Source organism: Segatella copri (assembly GCF_019249655.2).
Taxonomy (GTDB): domain Bacteria; phylum Bacteroidota; class Bacteroidia; order Bacteroidales; family Bacteroidaceae; genus Prevotella.
Window position 1 is genome coordinate 174,739 of record NZ_CP137557.1, and the last position, 18,554, is coordinate 193,292.

Here is an 18,554-nt window from a genome sequence, read left to right on the forward strand (position 1 = left end):
CTCTTTAAATATTTATTGTTTGTTTTTATTTCTCGAATTCAATCTTTACATTTTTGAAGCCCATGGCTTTGAGCATTTCCCTGAACTGTTGCTTGGCATTTCTCTGTGCCGTCTGGATATTCACGGGGGTGATGCAACGCTTCTTCATCATGGCGTAGGCACGGTCGTACATCGCCTGGCGGTCGGCTCCGGTCCACTTTCCTTCTTCAAAGAAGCTCTTGGTGCGGGCTTCGTCTATGAAATTGTTGTCGAGAAGACGGATTGGCGGCAGGGTGCAGGTGATAGAGTCTTTCTCTTTATCCACCTTCATCCATCCTTCCTTCACGTCTTTCATGTCGATGCCCAGCCTGAGGGTTCCGTAGTAGATACGTACCAGCTGGTCGTCGCCAAAGAAGCCGCGGCGCACGGTATCAACAAGTTCCTCGTCGTTGATGGCGAGAAATTCCCATTGTCCTATCGCCTCGATACTCTCCACCAGGGTAGGCGAGAGGGTGGTCTTTTCTTCGGCAGCCACCTCCACCGTATTGTCTTTATTGAGCCAGTATAATGCTCCGCCTGTCACCACGGCAAGGAGCACGATAAGCATAATTCCATATTTCTTCATGTCTGAGTCCTCCTATTTTGATACCTGGTCAGGGGCGTTCTTCTTTTCTATGGTTGTCTTGTCGCTCAGTCCGTTGGAGATGAATCCCTTCAAATCCTGCAGGGTAAACTTCTTGCGGAAACTGATCTTGATGTTCTCTTCCTTGAATCCCATGTCGATGAGCATCGGGATGAGCGTGTTGGCAGCACTGAATTGTGCCTGCTCCATCAGGTCGATATTCGGAATATCGTTGATGATGCTCTGTCGGCCCTGCTGTTCCAGCTTCGTCAGTTCGGCATCGGTGAAGTTGCTTCGTGTCAGCGAAACGTATTGCTTCACTGCCTTGTGGTCTATCTTGCTGCTGGTGAGCACCAGTTTCGGGTCGGGCAGGATGATTTCAATCTTGTCGCCCTTTCGGGATACGTTCTTCTGAGAGAATCCCTCGAAATCCACATACGCCTTGATGGTGGCATCCATCGGGATGGCTACCTTGCGGTTGGATCCCGGAATATGGATGTTGAAATCCTTCTTCATGAAAGAACCTTTCAGGTTCAACTGGTCATCGTGGGTGATGATTTTGTGAACATGCGCTTCGGCTGTGTAGAGACGACTGCACTTCTGTATCTGCATCACCATCACCGGAATGGTGTCGATGACGTTTGCCTTTTCTTCTGTTGGCTGCTTCTGTGAGCAGGCAGAAAAGACGAGAATCATGGCAGATAATATGATATTTAATAACTTCTTCATGCAAAATGTTTTAAATTCGTTGCAAAGGTACGACAAATTGTTTGAAAAACCAAAGAAAAATGTAAAAAATAAAAGCTCTTGAAGCTAAAAAGTAACTTCAAGAGCTTTTGGTGTTTCATTTTATTTCAAGAGCTTCTCTTTTTATTTCAAGAGTTTCTTGTATTCTTTGTCAAATCCCTGTGGATGGCGACCGGTGAATAGGATATTCAAGAGGCAGTTGGCAGCTATCTCAACATCGTTGAGGTCAGCTCCCTTTCCTTTCTTGATTTCCTTACCCAGACATACATCCCAGTTACAAAAGAAGCAACTGTCGTTAGCTCCCACAAACATATCGCTGGAGTTTGGATCTTCTATCAGTTCGAAGCGAATCACCTTCTTTGAACTGATAGGCTGGATGTCGCAAAGCATATTGAATGCCTTTTCAAACACATCGCGATGCACCTGAGCATTAGGAAACATCGCATTGAGCGTTGGGAATATCTCCTCAAACTCGAATGACTGAAATAACTGATAGAGTTTCATATGATACCTTATTTATATATATATGATACAAAAATCCTTTCGCGATTAGAACTTAGCCATCTTGATAGCGTCGATAGCGCACTCGTCACCCTTGTTGCCCAACTTGCCACCGCTGCGGTCCTTGGCCTGCTGCAGGTCGTTGGTGGTCAGGAGACCATAGATAACAGGAATCTCCTGTGTTGCATTGAGGCGTGCGATGCCATAGGTAACACCCTCACAGATGTAATCGAAGTGAGGAGTCTCACCACGAATCACGCTACCCAGGATGATGACAGCGTCGTATCCGCCATTGAGAACCATCTGATGAGCGCCGTAAATCAGCTCGAAGCTTCCAGGAACCGTCTTCACGTGGATGTTCTCTGGCAGTGCGCCATGCTTTTCGAGGGTCTTAACGGCTCCGTCGAGCAGAGCACCGGTGATTTCTGGATTCCATTCTGCCACTACAATGCCGAAGCACATGTTGCTGGCATCAGGTACCTTGGAGAAATCGTAGTCCGATAAGTTATGAAGTGCTGTAGCCATATCTTTTTCTTCCTTTCTTTCTGTTTTTGAATATCTGCTTTCCGGGAAGAAGATTAGTTGGAAGCACGCTCGATGTACTTGTCAATCTCACCGCTCTGAACGAGCATAGAGTTCACATACTTCTTCTTGATGTCCTGATAGAGGCTCAAGGCGTCTGCCTTCTTGCCGTCGCTCTCCAGAATTTCACCAGCCTTGATGAGGAATGCAGGAGAAAGAGAGTTGTTGGCATCATCTTCTGCCTTGCTATCTGCCATAGAAGCAGCCTTCTTGAAAGCGTCAACAGCCTGGTCGTTCTTCTTGAGGTGAGCATAAACATCGCCGAGAGCTGCCTGAGCTGCTGGACTGATCATCTGGTCGTCCTTAGAAGAGAAAGCGTCGAGGCTCTTTTCTGCCTCAGCCCACTTGCCGAGGTTCGCATAGCAGAGACCTGCATAGAGGTTAGCCAGGTTACCTGCCTTTGTGCTGCTGTACTCGCTAGCAATCTTTGCGAAACCTACGTAACCTGCGCCATCACCGTTGAGTGCCTGCTCGAACATCTCGTTCTGGAAGTAAGTCTGTCCCTTGCCGAGCAATGTGCTTGCCTTGTCCTCACGAGGACCGGCAATCTGAGAGAAGTAACCGAACACACCTGCGATGATAACAACCAGTGCTACCACAGCGATAATAATAGCCTTCTTGTTCTTCATGAAGAAGGCTTCCTTCATGTTGAGGCTCTCGATTTCCTGAGCCTGTAAGTTGTTGTTTGCCATTTTTTATTTTTTATTTTTTTATTATTTCTACAGTTTAGGATGCAAAAATACGCAATTTTATTCAATTATTGAAATTTCTAGCCCACTTTTTTCGTTTTTTGCGCTTTTTCTACTAACTTTGCAGGCAATAATCAGTAAAGTGTGTATGATTTTAAAGAATATTTCCATTATTAATTATAAAAACATCAAGAGCGCCAACATGGAGTTGTCGCCAAAAATTAACTGTCTTATCGGCCATAACGGCATGGGTAAGACCAACTTTCTCGATGCCATCTACTATCTTTCGTTTTGCCGGAGTGCGAGCAATCCGATAGACTCACAGATCATCACTCACGATGAGGCTTTCTTCATGCTTGAGGGTAATTACGAGAATGATAATGGGGATTCGGAAAACATCTACTGCGGTATGAAGCGAGGCACCAAGAAGCACTTCAAGCGCAACAAGAAGGAGTACAAGCGACTGTCGCAGCACATCGGACTGATTCCGCTCATCTTCGTATCGCCTTCGGATGTTTCGCTCATCGAGGGGGGAAGCGAGGAGCGGAGAAAACTGATGGATGTGGTCATCTCGCAGTATGACCATACTTACATAGAGTATCTTTCCAACTACAATAAGGCGTTGCAGCAGCGCAATGCTTTGTTGAAAATGGAAACGGAGCCGGATGCTACGCTGATGGAACTCTGGGAGCAGCAGATGGCGATCAACGGGGAGCAGCTATTCGTGCGCCGCCAGGCTTTCGTCAACGAACTGGTGCCTCTGTTTCAGCAGATTTACCAGCATATTTCGGGCGATAAGGAGCAGGTGGGTTTGCATTACATCTCCCATTGCCAGCGAGGACCTTTGCTGGAGGTGATTCAGCGCGATAGATTCAAGGATAGGGCTGTGGGCTATTCGCTTCATGGTGTACATCGTGATGACCTGGAGTTTACGATAGGCGATTATCAGATGAAGCGTGAGGGAAGCCAGGGACAGAACAAGAGTTTTGTCATTGCCCTGAAGCTGGCTCAGTTTAGTTTTCTGAAGCGGACCTGTTCTAATACCACGCCTCTTCTCCTGCTCGATGATATCTTTGATAAGCTTGATGCCCAGCGTGTTGAGGCAATCGTGCAACTGGTTTCAAATGATAATTTCGGTCAGATATTCATCACGGATACCAATCGTGATCATCTCGACCAGATACTCCATCGTCTGGATGGTGACTACAAGATTTTCGCCGTAGAGAATGGAGAGATGAATGTGAGGAGTTAACGGGTATAATAGATATAAAACGGGTATAATAGATATAAATAGATATTATTGTGTTTAGAAAGAAAGTTCGTTCGATAGGTGAATTGCTGCCGGAGTTTCTGCGAAACGAGGGTTTGGAAACCCCTTTGCTGCAAAAGCGCCTGATTGATAGTTGGGATGCAGTGGTGGGTGCTCCCATCGCAGCTTATTGTGGTGAAAAGTTCATCAAGAACCAAACCCTGTTTGTGAAGTTGCAGAACCCAGCACTTCGTGCCGATTTAACGATGAACCGATCTATCCTGGTTCGCCGGCTCAACGAGCAGGTAGGAGCACAGGTCATCGCTGACATTAGGTTTTATTAAGAGGAATTCTGGTGTTTTTACGCAGGTGATAGAAACATTTGGGTGTACTCATATAAAATGTATACGGCAATGGCGGACGTGTATTCGCCATTGCCGTATATGCATCCGCCACTGCTGGATGTCTATCCGGCAGTGGCGGATAGACATTTTCTTGTGGAGAGAAAGGATTTATACCCCTTCTTCGTCATCATCTTCTTCTGCAGCACCTTTGTTCTTGTTGCTGGAAGCACCGTTGCTGCCAGATTCCGTATCAAGAATCTGGTCTTTAGAGATGTTGACGGCTCCCAGGTTGGAAATCTTCAGTACCATCGGAACATATTCATCGCTGGTGATATCAGGAGAACCCACGCTTGCGGCAAAACAGAGGTTGTTGCCTTCTGCCTTCACATAGACGATGCCCAGCAGGGCACCTGTCTCCTTGGTGTGCTTGTCAAGATAACGCTCGAAATCACTCTTGGTAAAGGTGCGGTTGAAGAACTCCGTACCGTCTTTTCTGAGGATTCTAACGGTAATCTTGTTGTCGTAATACTTGGTGGTTTCATCAAGCTTGATGATAGGCAATTCGCTGTCAGAAGCTCTTTTAACCACAATCTTGTAGGTGGTGCCAAGCCATTCTATGTCTCTTGCCTGCTCATAGTCGCTCATCTTCTGAGTTGCCTTGTTGGTTACCTTGGCTGCAGGTTTAGGAGCAATGATGATATTGCTCTTTTTCTTTTCGGCACAGGATGCCATCAGTCCGGCTGCCGCTATTGCCATGAATATGTAATTGATTCGTTTCATTGCTATTCTTGTTTTGATGCTACAAAATTAGTAAAAAAAAACAAGATTTGGGATAGATGCCCGTTAAAAAACAAAAAATCATCCGAAAGCCCTTGTCTTTTTCTATCAAACTTGCTTTCGTATGGACAAAAAAAAGAGGCATCGACTTTCACAAGCCAGTGCCTTCGGATACCTAAATACTAACTAATAAATTTCCTATTGAATCTTACACGATATAATAAAAGTTCAGTTTATGAATTCTAATCATAATTTTAGACCCCTAAAACCCCGAAAGGTTTAATGGAAATCTCTTAAAAACGCTTTGTTTTTATTTTATTAACGATTTCTGATGCAAGATATTGTATTTTCCGCTAAAAAACTAGCTTTTTTTGTTTTTTCGGGGAAAATGCGGGAGAAAACTGAAGCTTTATCCCATGATTGCATCCATTTTTATATCCGTTTCCTCCGTTGGAATCTCATCCACCAGTTGGAAAGGAAAGCAGATTCCTATCTTGTATACCTGGGGAATCTTCTGGAGGAATCTGTCGTAATATCCCTTGCCTCTGCCCAGTCGGTTGTGGTTCCCGTCGAATGCCATGCCGGGGATGATGGCGAGATTTATCTCCTGATACCTCTCTTCGGGGAATAGGCTTCCGATGGGTTCCATGATATGGAAGGCTCCTTCCTTCAGGTCGTGCTTTCCCGTATATTCCCGAATCACCATGTTCTCTCCGTCTATCACTTCAGGCAGGAGAATCTTCTTGCCTTCTGTCAGTAGCTGGTCGATGTATGCATGGGTGTTTACCTCGTCGGGCAGGGAATAGTACATCAATATCGTTTCTGCTCTTTGCAGATGCTCATTCCCGTTGAGTCGGGATAAAACAGAAAGCGACAGTTCCTCAAGTTGACTTGAGGAATACTGTCGCTTTTTGTTTCTTATGAATTGTCTTAATTCTTTTTTATCCATTATTTCTGCTTTTTTGCAATGGGCTTTTTAGCCTTTGGCTTGGCTGCGGACACTGGCTTCTTTGGGAATGCCTCGTGCTTCTCAAACACTTCCAGGGTCTTCATAATCACTGGGTCGTCCTGGTTGATGTATTGGGTCCAGGCCTGTTCATCCAGCATGTTATAGATGATTCGGCTGTCGATGACTCTATCCAGAAGTTTGTGCGACTTTCTGATGAGCAGGTTTCTGCGCTTCAAGCCGCGCTTGTCGGCATAGTTGGCAAATTGCTCTACCATATTCTGACTTTCAAGATAGTCGGCAAGCTGCATCATTTCCTTGAAGTTGTTCAACTTCGGACGGTTGTCGTCGGTATAGGTGAACGCAAACTGAAGGATGAGTCCGCTCATGCTAGCCTCCTTGAAGTAGGAAGTCATGCCGAGTGTATCCTCCGGTACGAAGATGTCAGGAGTGATACCACCGCCACCATAAACCACGCGACCGATGCCTGTATGGTAAGCCGGACCGGTATGTTTGATGCTATCCTGCGAGAAGAACTCGCCGTGCTGATAGCGGGTGAGGAGGTCTTGCTCGTAATCCTTGTCATCACCCAGGGTGTATGGCTTCTGGATGCATCTGCCCGATGGCGTATAGTAGCGGGCGATGGTGAGGCGGATGAGGCTGTGGTCAGGGAACTCAATCTGCTGCTGAACCAGACCCTTACCGAACGATCGGCGGCCGATGATGGTAGCACGATCGTTGTCCTGCATGGCACCGGCGAAGATTTCGGCAGAAGATGCAGAACCCTCGTTGATGAGCACCACCAGTGGAATCTTCTGATAAGCACCCTTGCCGTCGCTCGGATATTCCTGGCGAGGCGACTTTCTGCCTTCGGTATAGAGAATCAGCTTCTTGGCTGGCAGGAACTCGTTTGCCATGTTGACAGCGGCAGTAAGATAACCGCCCGAGTTATCGCGCAGGTCGATGCAGAGATTAGAGAATCCCTGCTGCGAGAGCTTTGCCAGGGCGATGAGCATCTCAGGATAGGTGTTCTCGCCGAAGTTCTTGATGCGGATATAGCCCGTTTGGTCATCGAGCATATAGGCAGCAGTCACACTCTTTGTAGGAATCTCGCCACGGGTCACGGTGAAGGTCTGCACCTTCTTGCTTCCATAGCGAACCACGCCAATCTTCACTTTCGTATCCTTCGGACCCTTCAGTCGGCGCATGGCTTCCTGGTTGGTAACAATCTTGCCCACGAATGGCTTGCCATCCACGGCCACAATCTTGTCGCCAGCCAGAAGTCCTGCTTTCTCGGCAGGTCCGTTCTGGATTACATTCTGCACATGGATGGTGTCTTGGCGGATGACGAACTCGATTCCCACTCCCGAGAAGGAGCCTTTGAGGTCGTCGTTAGCCTGAGCCGCATCCTTTGCACTGATATATACGGAGTGAGGGTCCAGCTCAGCAAGAATCTGAGGTATCGCCTTATCCACCAAGGAATCAATGTTCACGGCATCCACATACTGGTCGTCGATGAGGTGGAGCAGGTTGTTGAGTCGGTTGCTGCCACTATTGATGACGTTGAGTCGGTTGCCGGCGAAATGATTCGAAAAGAATGTACCGATGATAATGCCAATCACTACGCAGAGCGCCATGATGAAGGGCATGAATCGGTTGCTCTTATTCTTATTCATGTTCATAACTTACTAACTTTTAATATACTAACGTTTCTTTCTCTCTTATTTTTCGGAGGATGAATCCGGCTTATCCAAGGAATCTCCCATTTCTTCCGGATTCATGTATTCCACTTTAACCCCAGCCCTTTTGAGCAGGTCTATGCCATCCGTGAGACGGTACTTTTCGGCATAGACCACTCGCTTGATGCCCGACTGGATAATCAGCTTGGAGCATTCGATGCAAGGAGAGGCTGTGACATAGAGCGTACTTCCCTCACTGTTGTTGCTGCTGCGGGCCAGTTTGGTGATGGCATTGGCCTCGGCATGGAGAACGTATGGCTTGGTCACGTTGTTGTCCTCGCATACATTTTCGAATCCGCTGGGTGTACCATTGTAGCCATCGCTGATAATCATCTTGTCTTTCACTACCAGTGCTCCCACCTGTCGGCGCTTGCAGTAGCTGTTTTCTGCCCAGATGCGTGCCATGCGAAGGTATCGCAGGTCAAGTTTCTGCTGTTTGGAAAGTTCGTTTGCCATCACTTTTTATAATTTACAATTAATAATTAACTCTTCTTGATTTCGTTGCGTTCGAGCAGGGCATCGATGGTTGGCTCCTGTCCGCGGAATCGCTTGTAGAGCGTCATCGGATGCTCGGTTCCACCCTTCGAGAGGATGTTGTTGCGGAAACTCTGGGCGGTTGCCTGGTCAAAGATACCATTCTTCTTGAATACGCTGAAGGCATCGGCATCGAGCACCTCTGCCCACTTGTAGCTGTAGTAGCCAGCTGCATATCCTCCTGCCATGATGTGGGAGAACTGTACGGTCATACAGGTATCCTGTCTCTGTGGCAGAACCATCGCCTTCTCCCAAGCCTTCTTCTCGAATGGGATGATATCGGCGGTGAATTCATCTTTCTTGGTGTAGTATGCCATGTCGAGCAAACCGAAACTTACCTGGCGAAGGCAGGCATAGGCTGCCATGAAGTTGCGGCTCTTCACGATGCGCTCGATGAGCTCGTCAGGCAATGGCTCGCCCGTCTCGTGATGGAAGGCGAAAGTGCGGAGGAAGTCTTTTTCTACCGCATAGTTTTCCATAAACTGAGATGGCAATTCTACGAAATCCCACCATACGTTGGTTCCGGAGAGACTCTCGAAACGGGTGTTGGCAAACATGCCGTGAAGGCTATGGCCAAACTCGTGGAGGAAGGTCTCTACCTCGCCCAGGGTGAGAAGGGCTGGCTTCTCGGCTGTTGGCTTGGTGAAGTTCATTACCACGCTCACGTGTGGACGAACGTTAACGCCCTTATGGTCAATCCATTGTCCCTGGAACTCTGTCATCCAGGCACCGCCCTGCTTGCCCTTGCGAGGGAAGAAGTCGGCGTAGAATACGGCGAGATAGCTGCCGTCTTTGTCGAATACTTCGTATGCCTTTACGTCTGGATGATATACCGGAATATCCTTGTTCTCCTTGAAGGTGATGCCGTAGAGCTTGTTGGCAAGACCGAACACGCCGGCTATCACCTTGTCGAGCTGGAAGTATGGGCGGAGCATCTCTGCATCCAGGTTATACTTCTCCATCTGCAACTTGTGAGAATAGAAACCGAAATCCCATGGCTCCATCTCGAAGTCATCACCTTCCAGTTTCTTTGCAAGTGCCTTCACCTCTTCTGTCTCCTCGATAGCTGTTGGCTTGTAGGCATCGATGAGGTCGTTCAGGAGTTTATACACATTCTCCGTGTTGCTTGCCATGCGATGGCGGAGCACGTAGTCGGCATAGGTCTCGAAGCCCAGGAGCTGAGCCAGTTCACGGCGCAGATTCACCAGCTTCTTGCATATTTCCAGGTTGTTCTGCTCGTTGTCGTGGGTGCAGACTGTGTTACGAGCCATGTACATCTGCTTGCGCAGTTCGCGCTGGGTAGAGTAGGTCATGAACGGAGAATAGCTAGGATAGTCGAGTGTGAAAATCCAGCCTTCCTCATTCTTTTCCTTGGCTGTATGTTCAGCTGCAGCGATGGCTGTTTCTGGCAGACCTTCGAGCTGCGCCTTGTCTGTGATGTGAAGGGTGAACGCCTTGTTCTCCTTCAGCAGGTTCTGCGAGAACTGGAGGGTGAGCATGCTTGCATCCTCGGTGAGCTTGCGCAGTTTTTCCTTGCCTTCCTCGTCGAGGAGGGCACCGCTGCGTACGAATCCGTCGTAGCTGGTTTCGAGCAGCATCTTCTCTTCTGCATTCAGTTCACGGTTAGGATGGTCGTGAACAAACTTGATGCGCTCGAAGAGCTTCTTGTTCAATGTGATGTCGTTGGCATGCTTGGTGAGGATAGGGCTCATCTTCTGTGCCAGTTCCTCCATTTCGTCGCAGGTCTCGGCACTCATCATGCAAGAGAATACGTTAGACACTCTGCTCAAGAGGTCGTAATAGTGTTCGCCCTTTTCTGTATCAACACGGGCGATGGTGTTTTCGAACGTTGGCTCTGCCGGGTCGTTTACAATCTTGTCGGTTGCCTCGTCGTCGCGGCGGATACCTTCCATGAAAGCCTCCTCATAGTCGCCGAGCTGAATGCGGTCGAATGGGGCTGTATTGTGTGGGGTGCCGTATGGCAGGAAGAAAGGATTCTCTCTCTTCTCAATTTTTTTCTCGTTTATGGTTGTATCTTGCATTTTATTACTTTGAACTTGTTACTTTCAACTTTTAATTTTTAGCAATGAGATTTTCCAATGATGGGATGACGATGATGCCTCGATAGAGTTGGATGAGTCCTTTTTCTTCCATCTCGTTGAGCGCATTCGATACATAGATTCGCTTCACGTTCATCTCTTCGGCGAGTCTGGTCATCTTGATACGGAAGGTCTTTTCGCCGGCTGGTCGGAGACAGTGACTTTCGAAGAAGCGGATGATGCGTTCTTCCAATGTCTTGGGAGGTACTCTGAAGAGTCGACGCTCGCTCTTTTGTGTCTGCGTGGTGAGGATGTTGAGCTGGTTGATGCGGAATATCTCGTAGTTATCGGATAGCTTCATCAATTCCTTTCTGCTGAAACTCATGATGTTGCAGTCGTCACCGGCAATATAGGTATGTGTATAGTGCTGGTTGAATCCGAAGAAACGTTCCACCTGAAGCACTTCTGGTGCCTTGATGGTCTCCTCTATCTGATAACCATGGTCGTCAGCCTCTGTAATGACTTTGATTTCGCCCTTAATCAGGAAAATTATGTGCAGACAGGGTTCGCCTTCCTGGGCGATGACATGACCTTTTTTCAACTTTTGAAAGTAGAACTTGGTCGTGCCTGCAATCTCAAGAAGGTCGCAACGGGTCATTCCCAGGAATAGGGGAAGTCCCAAAAGACTGTCGTATAATCTCTTTTCCGGCATATTCTTACTTTGAACTTTGAGCTTCTAATATTTTCTTCAGAGATGGCGAATACCAGATTCTGTTATTGCCTTTGTGGTCTGCATAAATCAGATAAGCGCAGAGTTCTGGATGTTTCTCCAGCACCTTCTTCGCTCCGTTCAATCCCATCACCATGAATGAAGTGGCATAGGCATCGGCAGTGGCACAGTCTTTGGCAAGAACTGTGGCTGACAGGATGTTGTGCTGCACAGGATAACCCGTCTTCGGGTCGATGGTGTGCGCATATTTCTTGCCATTCTTATAGTAGAAGTTGCGATAGTTGCCGCTGGTGGCCATGGCGATGTCGCTCACGTTGACCACATCCTGCAGCTCCTGGCTGGTATTGAGCGAGTCATCGGTTGGCTTGTTGATGCCGATGCGCCAAGGCACCTGCTTCTCGCTGTTGCCGCTCACCACGATTTCGCCTCCAATCTCCACCATGAAGTTCTGGATGCCTTTCTTCTTCAGGAATCTTGCCACCACGTCGGTGCCGTAACCTTTGGCAATGGCGGAGCAGTCGAGCATGGTCTTGGGATTCTCCTTGCTCACGAAGCCATCCTTCAGGGCAACCTTGTGGAAGCCTACGATGGCACGAAGACTGTCGATGGACTGCTTGGTAGGTGGATTGCCTGTCTTGAATCCGAATCCCCAGGCATTGACCATTGGGGCAACGGTGATGTCGAAGGCTCCGTTGGTCTCGCCTGAAATCTTTTCGGCAAGCTGGAACACTTCCGTGAACATCTCGTCAACCTTCACCTTCTCGTTGCGGTTGACGCGGGAGATGATAGAGGTTTTGTTGAAGGGTGAAAGAGAGTTATCCACCTTCTGCAACTCAGCCTCAATCTCCTTCTGATAATCGGTGTCGCTTTGGTACGTGATGTGATAGATGGTGCCGAATACCATGCCCTCATCCTTTTGATAAGGGGTGTTGTGCTGCTGGCGTATCACGTAGATGCTGCCCAATATCAGAATCAGCAGAAAGGGTATCTGCCATATCAGTTTCTTATTTTTCATTTCTTTCTCTATCTTTCCCTATATAATAAGGTGACTTATATATGATAGGTGACTTATATATAATAGGTGACTTATATCTCCAGGGTAACGTTGAAGGTGCCGCCGAGTCGGGTTCCTCCCTGCTTGCCGAAGCCTGGCACATAGTAACTGTTGCCGATATTACCCTTCTTCTGGGTCAGCTTGCGCTTGTAGCGGAAACTCCACCCCATACGGACGGGACCCCATATCTTGGCATCCACTCCGAACACGCCTTCCAGCCATTGGAAGTTGGCTGATACATCTTCTGCACCATAAGAAGCTTCGCCGCCCCAGACGGGATCACTTACCGGTGGAGCACTCACATCATATTTAAACGATGTGAAGCCATATCGGAATCCTCCGAAGAGACGGTAGACATCGTGCTTGTTCTTGAGCAGGTTCCAGTCCACACCGATACGAAAGTATGGGGCACTGGTCTTGTAATTAATCCTGGTACTTTCGTCGCTGGCATCTGCCTTGCCGTAACCCAACTCGAAGATAGGGTAGTACTTATCCTTCAGATTGATGCGCAGCGATGCCTCATACTGACCGTAGTCGCTCACCATCAACTGCACCGGACCGATGATATCTACGCCTACTGCCATGCCGCGAAACAGAGGGATGGTATCTTCGGTTACAGCATCCATCTTCTTCTGCTGATTCTGGGCATGGGCAGTAACCCCACCCATCAGCAGGAATATCACTGCTGCGAGAACCTTAGTGGCGGTTGCCGAAATAGATATAGAAATGCGCTTTGGATGCATCATAATTTACCTCTTTTTTGTTGATGACTATCGAGTCGATGAAATGGCGCGTGGTCTGCACACCGGTGATGGTGTGGAAGAACGACGGACTGCAATCCACCGATTCGAAATGCGAAAAGTTCTCCTTCTTCACGGTCACGGTATCTTTCCATACCTTGTGGTCGCGGTTTCTGATTTCGAAGTAGAACACGTCCTCGGGCTGCTGGTAGCTCATGGGCAGGATGAAACTGTCTACGTTCACATCCCTGTTGATGAGCACGCTGTCCTGGCCTTCGGTCTTGGTGGTTGAGATGGTCATGGTGTCGGCGAGTGTGGTGACGTTGCCCATCAGCTTATATTTCGTATAAGTGGTGTTGTTGAGCGGGCAGTCGATGGATGAGCATCCAGCCACAATCATCATCGCCATCATGACGAGAACCATTGGTATTATTTTCCGCATCTTATTTCCTTTTCTATTTGATAATCGTTACGGTTTGGATTCTGACGGCTGATGAGGTCGCCCAGGAATCCCGCCAGGAAGAACTGACTGCCCAGTACCATTGCGATGAGGGCGATGAAGAAGTAAGGCGAGTCGGTGATGAGATGACCGTATATGCCGTTGTGCAGGTCGATGATCTTGTCGATGCCGAGTCCGATGAGCGAGAGGAAGGCGATGAAGAACACCACGCTGCCCAGGAATCCGAATACGTGCATTGGTTTCTTGCCGAAGTTGCTGAGGAACCAGAGGGTCATCAGGTCGAGATAGCCGTTAACGAAGCGGTTCCAGCCCATGAACTTGGAGGTGCCGAACTTGCGTGCCTGGTGGTGTACCGGTTTTTCGCCAATCTTGGCGAATCCTGCGTTCTTGGCAAGATATGGAATGTAGCGGTGCATCTCGCCATATACCTCGATGTTCTTCACCACGTCGCGGCGATAGGCCTTCAGTCCGCAGTTGAAGTCGTGCAGGTTGTGGATGCCGCTCACCTTGCGTGCCGTGGCATTGAAGAGCTTGGTAGGGATGGTCTTGCTCAGCGGGTCACCCTGCTTGCGGTTCTGCTTGTAGCCTGAAACCAGGTCGTAACCTTCCTTGGTAATCATCTGGTAGAGTCCCGGAATTTCATCCGGTGAATCCTGCAGGTCGGCATCCATGGTGATGACCACGTCGCCCTGAGCCTCCTTGAATCCGCAGTAGAGTGCCGGACTCTTGCCGTAGTTTCTGCGGAACTTGATGCCCTTCACCTGCTCGTTCTTCTCGGCAAGTTCTTCTATAACGTCCCATGAACGGTCGGTAGAACCGTCGTTCACGAAGATAACCTCGTATGTGAAATCGTTGGCGTTCATCACTCGCTTGATCCAGGCGAAGAGTTCTGGCAACGATTCTTCCTCGTTGAAAAGAGGAACGATAACTGAAATATCCATTTTCTTATATTGATGTTATTGATATTTTCTTATTGATGTTAATGTGATTGCTGTTTTGCTGTCTTCAGCTTCTTTGCCATGATACCTGCGATGATAGGGCTCAGTATGGCTCCTGTCACCAGGTCGGTGAACATGAACATGGATGCCCACGCAATTGGCTTCATCATCGAGATGGCATCGAGGAGCATCTTTGATTCCTCAGCCGTCAGCTGGTAGACCTGAGCCAATGTCTGATAGTTTTCCTGGAGTTGGCTCATGAACATGCCGGTGTCCATGAAGCGGAACCACAGGTATTGCGTGATGGTGAGCAAGAGGGTGGCATAGAAGAAAGTCTGAATGCAATAGTACAGTCCATGGCGGAAGGAGATGTGCCCGCCTCTCACCTGGTCGCGGAAAATCCTCAGTCGCTTGGCCACGATGAAAGGGGTGGCAACGATGAGCAGGTTGGAAAGCAAGCCCAGGATGTGGTATTTCGGATCTACCGCCAGCATGGTGCAAACGAAACTGATGACCCATACGGTGCCGAGGATGGTGCCGTCTTGACGGGCGAAAGCTTTGGTCTGCTTAATCTTGCCAGTGTCGATGACGTAGAACTTCGTCGTCTGCTCCTGTCCGTTCATCTTCTTTTCTTCTTGGTTCTCTTTATTGTCTGTATTCATATTTTTATTTGTATTTTCTACTAATCTAATATTCAATTTGCAAAAATACAACTTTTTTATTATATAAGGTGTAAAGGGGGAGAATATTTATATATAATTAAAGATAGAATGCCCTGAATTTCAGAAAAATTTTTGTTTGTTATGCCTTGGAGTGGGATTCTGCCCCTTGCAGGAAGATTCAACGCCTTGCTGTGACGAGTATGTAATGGGATGAAAAACAAAAAAGGAACCTTCTGAAAGAAGATTCCTTTTTGAGCCTCTTGTCGGATTCGAACCAACGACCCCGAGATTACAAATCACGTGCTCTGGCCAACTGAGCTAAAGAGGCGGGTGGACAAGCGATTCATATCGCACCGCTACAACCAAGTACCCTTGCTATGTTCCCATCCTGGGGGATTCCGAGGGAGCTGGTCGTATGAGACTTGTCCGTCTCATATACTTGAAAGCGGTTATTGCTTTTAAGCGAGTGCAAAAGTACTGCTTTTTTCTGAACCCACCAAAACTTTTGCCTAAAAAGTTTTAGTCGTTAACGTTTATTTAGGAAAAAGGAGGCGCTTTTTGCCTCCTTTTTCCTATTTCACCTTATTATATAAAGAGAAAGAAGCAAATGAATTCTTCACTCTTCGTTCTTCCCTTAAAAGTCCACAACTGTGATTCCGGCACCGCCGAACTGCACATGTTCATCGGCATAATGCGTAACATTTGGAACGCTGCTCAGATACTGGCGGATGAGCTGGCGAAGGATACCATTGCCCTTGCCATGCAGAATTCTTACTCGTGGCATACCCACCAGGATGGCATCATCTATGAAATACTGCACGGCATTCAGAGCCTCATCACCACGCATGCCTCTCACGTCCAGATCCTGATGGAAGTTGGTCTTGTGGGCATCGATGGTCTTTCTTGTTTCCTTGCTGATGCCGTAAGATGCCAGATTCTCCTTGCGCTCCTCGGTCTTATCCACATTCTCCACGGTGGCAGCAGCGTGCTCCAGTCGGTTGAGTCGCATCTTGGTTCTCATGCCTCCGAAAACGGCAGTGGCTGTATCGCCACTGATGCTCTCCACCTTTCCGATGGTGGTCAAGCCCTTGATGCGCACGGTATCGCCCACCTGAATCTCGCGCTTGCCGTCGGCCTGCACCTTGTTCTGGGCATTGCGCAGCACAGCCGCAGCCTTCTCCTGGTTCTCCTTCTTCTCAGCCTGTCGCTTGGCATGGCGCTCCTTGCGCTGCTGAATCTGGGCTATCTTCCTGGCTATCTTGTCATCCGATTCCTTGGTGTCAATCTCCTGAACCTCCTGCTTGAAGGCATCAAGTTCCTGGCGGATGCGGCGGGTTTCCTCCTTCTCCGCCTGACTCTCTCGAATCTCTCGGATGGCATTCTCTATCTTCTTGTTGCTCTCCTTCAAGAGTTCGGCAGCCTCCTCCTTCGCCTTCTTGAGGATAGCCTTTCGGCTTCGCTCGATGTCCTCGATGTCGCTCTCATACTTGGAGATGGTTTTTTCCATATCCTTCTCGCGCTGATGGATATTCTGGCGCTTGTTCTCCCAGTATCGCTTGTCGCGGACGATGTCTTGCAGATACTTGTCACTCTGGATGTATTCTGAACCCACGATATCCGAAGCCTCCTTGATTACCTCTTCCGGCAAACCGATCTTTCTTGCGATTTCGATGGCGAAGGAAGATCCTGGTCTGCCGATGGCAAGCTGGAAGAGTGCCTTCATCTCGTGGCGGTCGTAAAGCATCGCACCGTTTACCACGCCCTCGTGACTATCTGCAAAATGTTTCAGGTTCTGATAGTGGGTGGTGATGACGCCGTAAGCCTGCTGCTTGCAGAACTTGTCGAGCACTGCCTCGGCGATGGCTCCACCGATGCCCGGTTCGGTACCGGTACCAAACTCATCTATCAATATGATGGTGTCGCCATTGGCTGCCTTCATCATGTTCTTCATGTTCAGAAGATGGGAAGAGTAGGTACTCAGGTCGTTCTCCAGACTCTGCTCGTCGCCGATGTCAATCATGATGTTCTGGAAGACACCCGTCTTCGAACGCTCGCTCACCGGGATGCTCAGTCCGCATTGCAGCATATACTGAAGCAAACCTACTGTCTTGAGACACACCGACTTACCTCCGGCATTAGGACCCGAGATAATGAGGATGCGCTTGTCTTGCGTCAGGGTGATGTCGAGTGGCACCACCTTTTCGTTTTTCTTCTGCAGTGACAACTGGAGCAATGGGTGGATGGCACGGATCCAGTCTACGTGTGGATGGTCGGCCACTTCCGGCTCTATCGCCTTGAACACATCGGCTATTTTCTGCTTCGCCTGAATCAGGTCGATGATGGCGAGGAAGCGGTAGCTCTCCAGAATTTCCTTGGAGAATGGGCGCACCTTGTTGGTGAAATCGGTGAGGATGCGGATAATCTCCTTTCTTTCCTCGCCTTCCAGCTCGCGCACCCGGTTGTTGGCTTCTACCACCTCGGTTGGTTCTATGAACACGGTCTTACCGGTGGCACTCTCGTCGTGCACGATACCCTTGATTCTTCGCTTCAGGGTAGGGATTACCGGGATAACCAGTCGACCGTCGCGCAGGGTAGGGGTTACGTCTTTCTCCACCACGCCTTCGCTCTGGGCAGCTCGCAATATACTGTATAGGGTGCGTGAAATGCTTCCTTCGGTCTTCGCCAGTTCTCGTCGAATCTGGAGGAGTTCGGGGGTAGCATTGTCTCGTATCTTACCGAATTTGTCGAGAATCTGGTCGATGCGTTGAATCAGTTGCGGGAAAGTCATCACGTCTTTTGAAAGACGGTGGAGGGCAGGATAGGGATATTTCTTTTCTCTACGCCATCCATCTTCCTGTTCGGCGTGAGCATCGTCTTCATCGCTGTGGTTCAGAATCTTCACCATGCCGGCGATGGTGGCGAGCGAACGTCTCAGGTCAAACAGTTCGTCCTCTTCCAGGTGGGTATTCTCCACACGTATACGGAGGATGCTCTCTCTTACGTCATAGAAATATTGCAGGGGGAAGTCTTCCACTTCCTCCATCAGTCGTCTGAACTCACGCACCTGCATGAGCCACTCATTCACCTGTTCTGCGTCGCTGCTGAAAGCCATCTTGTCCACCTGTTCCTTGCCGAGTGGTGATAGGCATCTTTCGCGCAGCATTTTTCGGATTTCGTTGAACCCTATCTTATTTTCAAAATTATCTGGATAAATCATGGGTG

General features: G+C 48.6%; 19 protein-coding genes and 1 tRNA gene. 2 read left to right on the forward strand and 18 right to left on the reverse strand.

Going from position 1 to position 18,554, the window contains the following annotated elements; translation table 11 throughout:
• Positions 1-25: 25 nt before the first annotated feature.
• The 5 genes from KUA49_RS00640 to KUA49_RS00660 form a co-directional block, all read right to left on the reverse strand.
• A complete protein-coding gene (locus KUA49_RS00640; protein WP_218412427.1) occupies positions 26-604 on the reverse strand; it encodes a DUF4230 domain-containing protein in 579 nt (192 codons plus the stop codon).
• Positions 605-616: 12 nt separating this feature from the next.
• The gene (locus KUA49_RS00645) at positions 617-1,330 is read right to left on the reverse strand and encodes a DUF4230 domain-containing protein (RefSeq protein ID WP_218412428.1); all 714 of its coding nucleotides are present in this window, start codon (positions 1,328-1,330) and stop codon (positions 617-619) included.
• Positions 1,331-1,471: 141 nt separating this feature from the next.
• The gene (locus KUA49_RS00650) at positions 1,472-1,852 is read right to left on the reverse strand and encodes a DUF6557 family protein (RefSeq protein ID WP_218412429.1); all 381 of its coding nucleotides are present in this window, start codon (positions 1,850-1,852) and stop codon (positions 1,472-1,474) included.
• 45 nt (positions 1,853-1,897) lie between these two features.
• Positions 1,898-2,374, reverse strand: a complete 477-nt coding sequence (gene ribH, locus KUA49_RS00655; RefSeq protein WP_217764270.1) for a 6,7-dimethyl-8-ribityllumazine synthase — start codon at positions 2,372-2,374, stop codon at positions 1,898-1,900.
• Positions 2,375-2,427: 53 nt separating this feature from the next.
• Positions 2,428-3,123 carry a tetratricopeptide repeat protein gene (locus KUA49_RS00660; RefSeq protein WP_217764271.1) on the reverse strand — a complete coding sequence of 232 codons (696 nt, stop codon included), beginning with the start codon at positions 3,121-3,123 and terminating at the stop codon, positions 2,428-2,430.
• 145 nt (positions 3,124-3,268) lie between these two features.
• Between KUA49_RS00660 and recF the strand changes: the two genes are divergently transcribed.
• Entirely contained in the window at positions 3,269-4,372 is a 1,104-nt protein-coding gene (recF, locus tag KUA49_RS00665) for a DNA replication/repair protein RecF (RefSeq protein WP_203040549.1), read from the forward strand.
• Between the two features lie 50 nt (positions 4,373-4,422).
• Entirely contained in the window at positions 4,423-4,713 is a 291-nt protein-coding gene (locus KUA49_RS00670; RefSeq protein WP_203050859.1) for a DUF721 domain-containing protein, read from the forward strand.
• A gap of 168 nt (positions 4,714-4,881) precedes the next feature.
• Here KUA49_RS00670 and KUA49_RS00675 read toward each other — a convergent pair whose 3' ends face one another.
• The 13 genes from KUA49_RS00675 to KUA49_RS00735 all read right to left on the reverse strand — a co-directional run bounded on the left by KUA49_RS00675 (position 4,882) and on the right by KUA49_RS00735 (position 18,549).
• Positions 4,882-5,493, reverse strand: a complete 612-nt coding sequence (locus tag KUA49_RS00675; protein WP_203050861.1) for a DUF4738 domain-containing protein — start codon at positions 5,491-5,493, stop codon at positions 4,882-4,884.
• A gap of 406 nt (positions 5,494-5,899) precedes the next feature.
• On the reverse strand, positions 5,900-6,439 hold the full coding sequence (locus KUA49_RS00680) for a 5-formyltetrahydrofolate cyclo-ligase (protein ID WP_218412430.1): 540 nt from the start codon (positions 6,437-6,439) through the stop codon (positions 5,900-5,902).
• Complete coding sequence (locus KUA49_RS00685) at positions 6,439-8,112, reverse strand: S41 family peptidase (RefSeq protein WP_218412431.1); 1,674 nt, start codon at positions 8,110-8,112, stop codon at positions 6,439-6,441. Before KUA49_RS00685 ends, KUA49_RS00680 begins: the two co-directional genes overlap by 1 nt.
• 45 nt (positions 8,113-8,157) lie before the next feature.
• Positions 8,158-8,631: a deoxycytidylate deaminase gene (locus KUA49_RS00690; RefSeq protein WP_218412432.1), complete on the reverse strand. Its 474-nt coding sequence runs from the start codon at positions 8,629-8,631 to the stop codon at positions 8,158-8,160.
• A gap of 26 nt (positions 8,632-8,657) precedes the next feature.
• Positions 8,658-10,751, reverse strand: a complete 2,094-nt coding sequence (locus tag KUA49_RS00695; RefSeq protein ID WP_218412433.1) for a M3 family metallopeptidase — start codon at positions 10,749-10,751, stop codon at positions 8,658-8,660.
• A 31-nt stretch (positions 10,752-10,782) separates the two neighbouring features.
• Positions 10,783-11,460 (reverse strand): Crp/Fnr family transcriptional regulator, encoded by a 678-nt coding sequence (locus KUA49_RS00700; protein WP_218412434.1) that lies wholly within the window; start codon positions 11,458-11,460, stop codon positions 10,783-10,785.
• Between the two features lie 4 nt (positions 11,461-11,464).
• Positions 11,465-12,493 (reverse strand): FAD:protein FMN transferase, encoded by a 1,029-nt coding sequence (locus KUA49_RS00705; protein ID WP_218412435.1) that lies wholly within the window; start codon positions 12,491-12,493, stop codon positions 11,465-11,467.
• A 71-nt stretch (positions 12,494-12,564) separates the two neighbouring features.
• Positions 12,565-13,278: a DUF6048 family protein gene (locus tag KUA49_RS00710; RefSeq protein WP_256624814.1), complete on the reverse strand. Its 714-nt coding sequence runs from the start codon at positions 13,276-13,278 to the stop codon at positions 12,565-12,567.
• The gene (locus KUA49_RS00715; protein ID WP_218412436.1) at positions 13,229-13,714 is read right to left on the reverse strand and encodes a DUF6452 family protein; all 486 of its coding nucleotides are present in this window, start codon (positions 13,712-13,714) and stop codon (positions 13,229-13,231) included. Before KUA49_RS00715 ends, KUA49_RS00710 begins: the two co-directional genes overlap by 50 nt.
• Positions 13,702-14,673 (reverse strand): glycosyltransferase family 2 protein, encoded by a 972-nt coding sequence (locus KUA49_RS00720; protein ID WP_218412437.1) that lies wholly within the window; start codon positions 14,671-14,673, stop codon positions 13,702-13,704. The genes KUA49_RS00715 and KUA49_RS00720 overlap by 13 nt, the downstream gene beginning before the upstream one ends.
• A gap of 38 nt (positions 14,674-14,711) precedes the next feature.
• Complete coding sequence (locus tag KUA49_RS00725) at positions 14,712-15,332, reverse strand: DUF4199 domain-containing protein (RefSeq protein ID WP_218412438.1); 621 nt, start codon at positions 15,330-15,332, stop codon at positions 14,712-14,714.
• Between the two features lie 254 nt (positions 15,333-15,586).
• A tRNA-Thr gene (locus tag KUA49_RS00730) sits at positions 15,587-15,660 on the reverse strand.
• A 306-nt stretch (positions 15,661-15,966) separates the two neighbouring features.
• Positions 15,967-18,549, reverse strand: a complete 2,583-nt coding sequence (locus tag KUA49_RS00735) for an endonuclease MutS2 (RefSeq protein ID WP_218412439.1) — start codon at positions 18,547-18,549, stop codon at positions 15,967-15,969.
• Positions 18,550-18,554 lie beyond the last annotated feature (5 nt).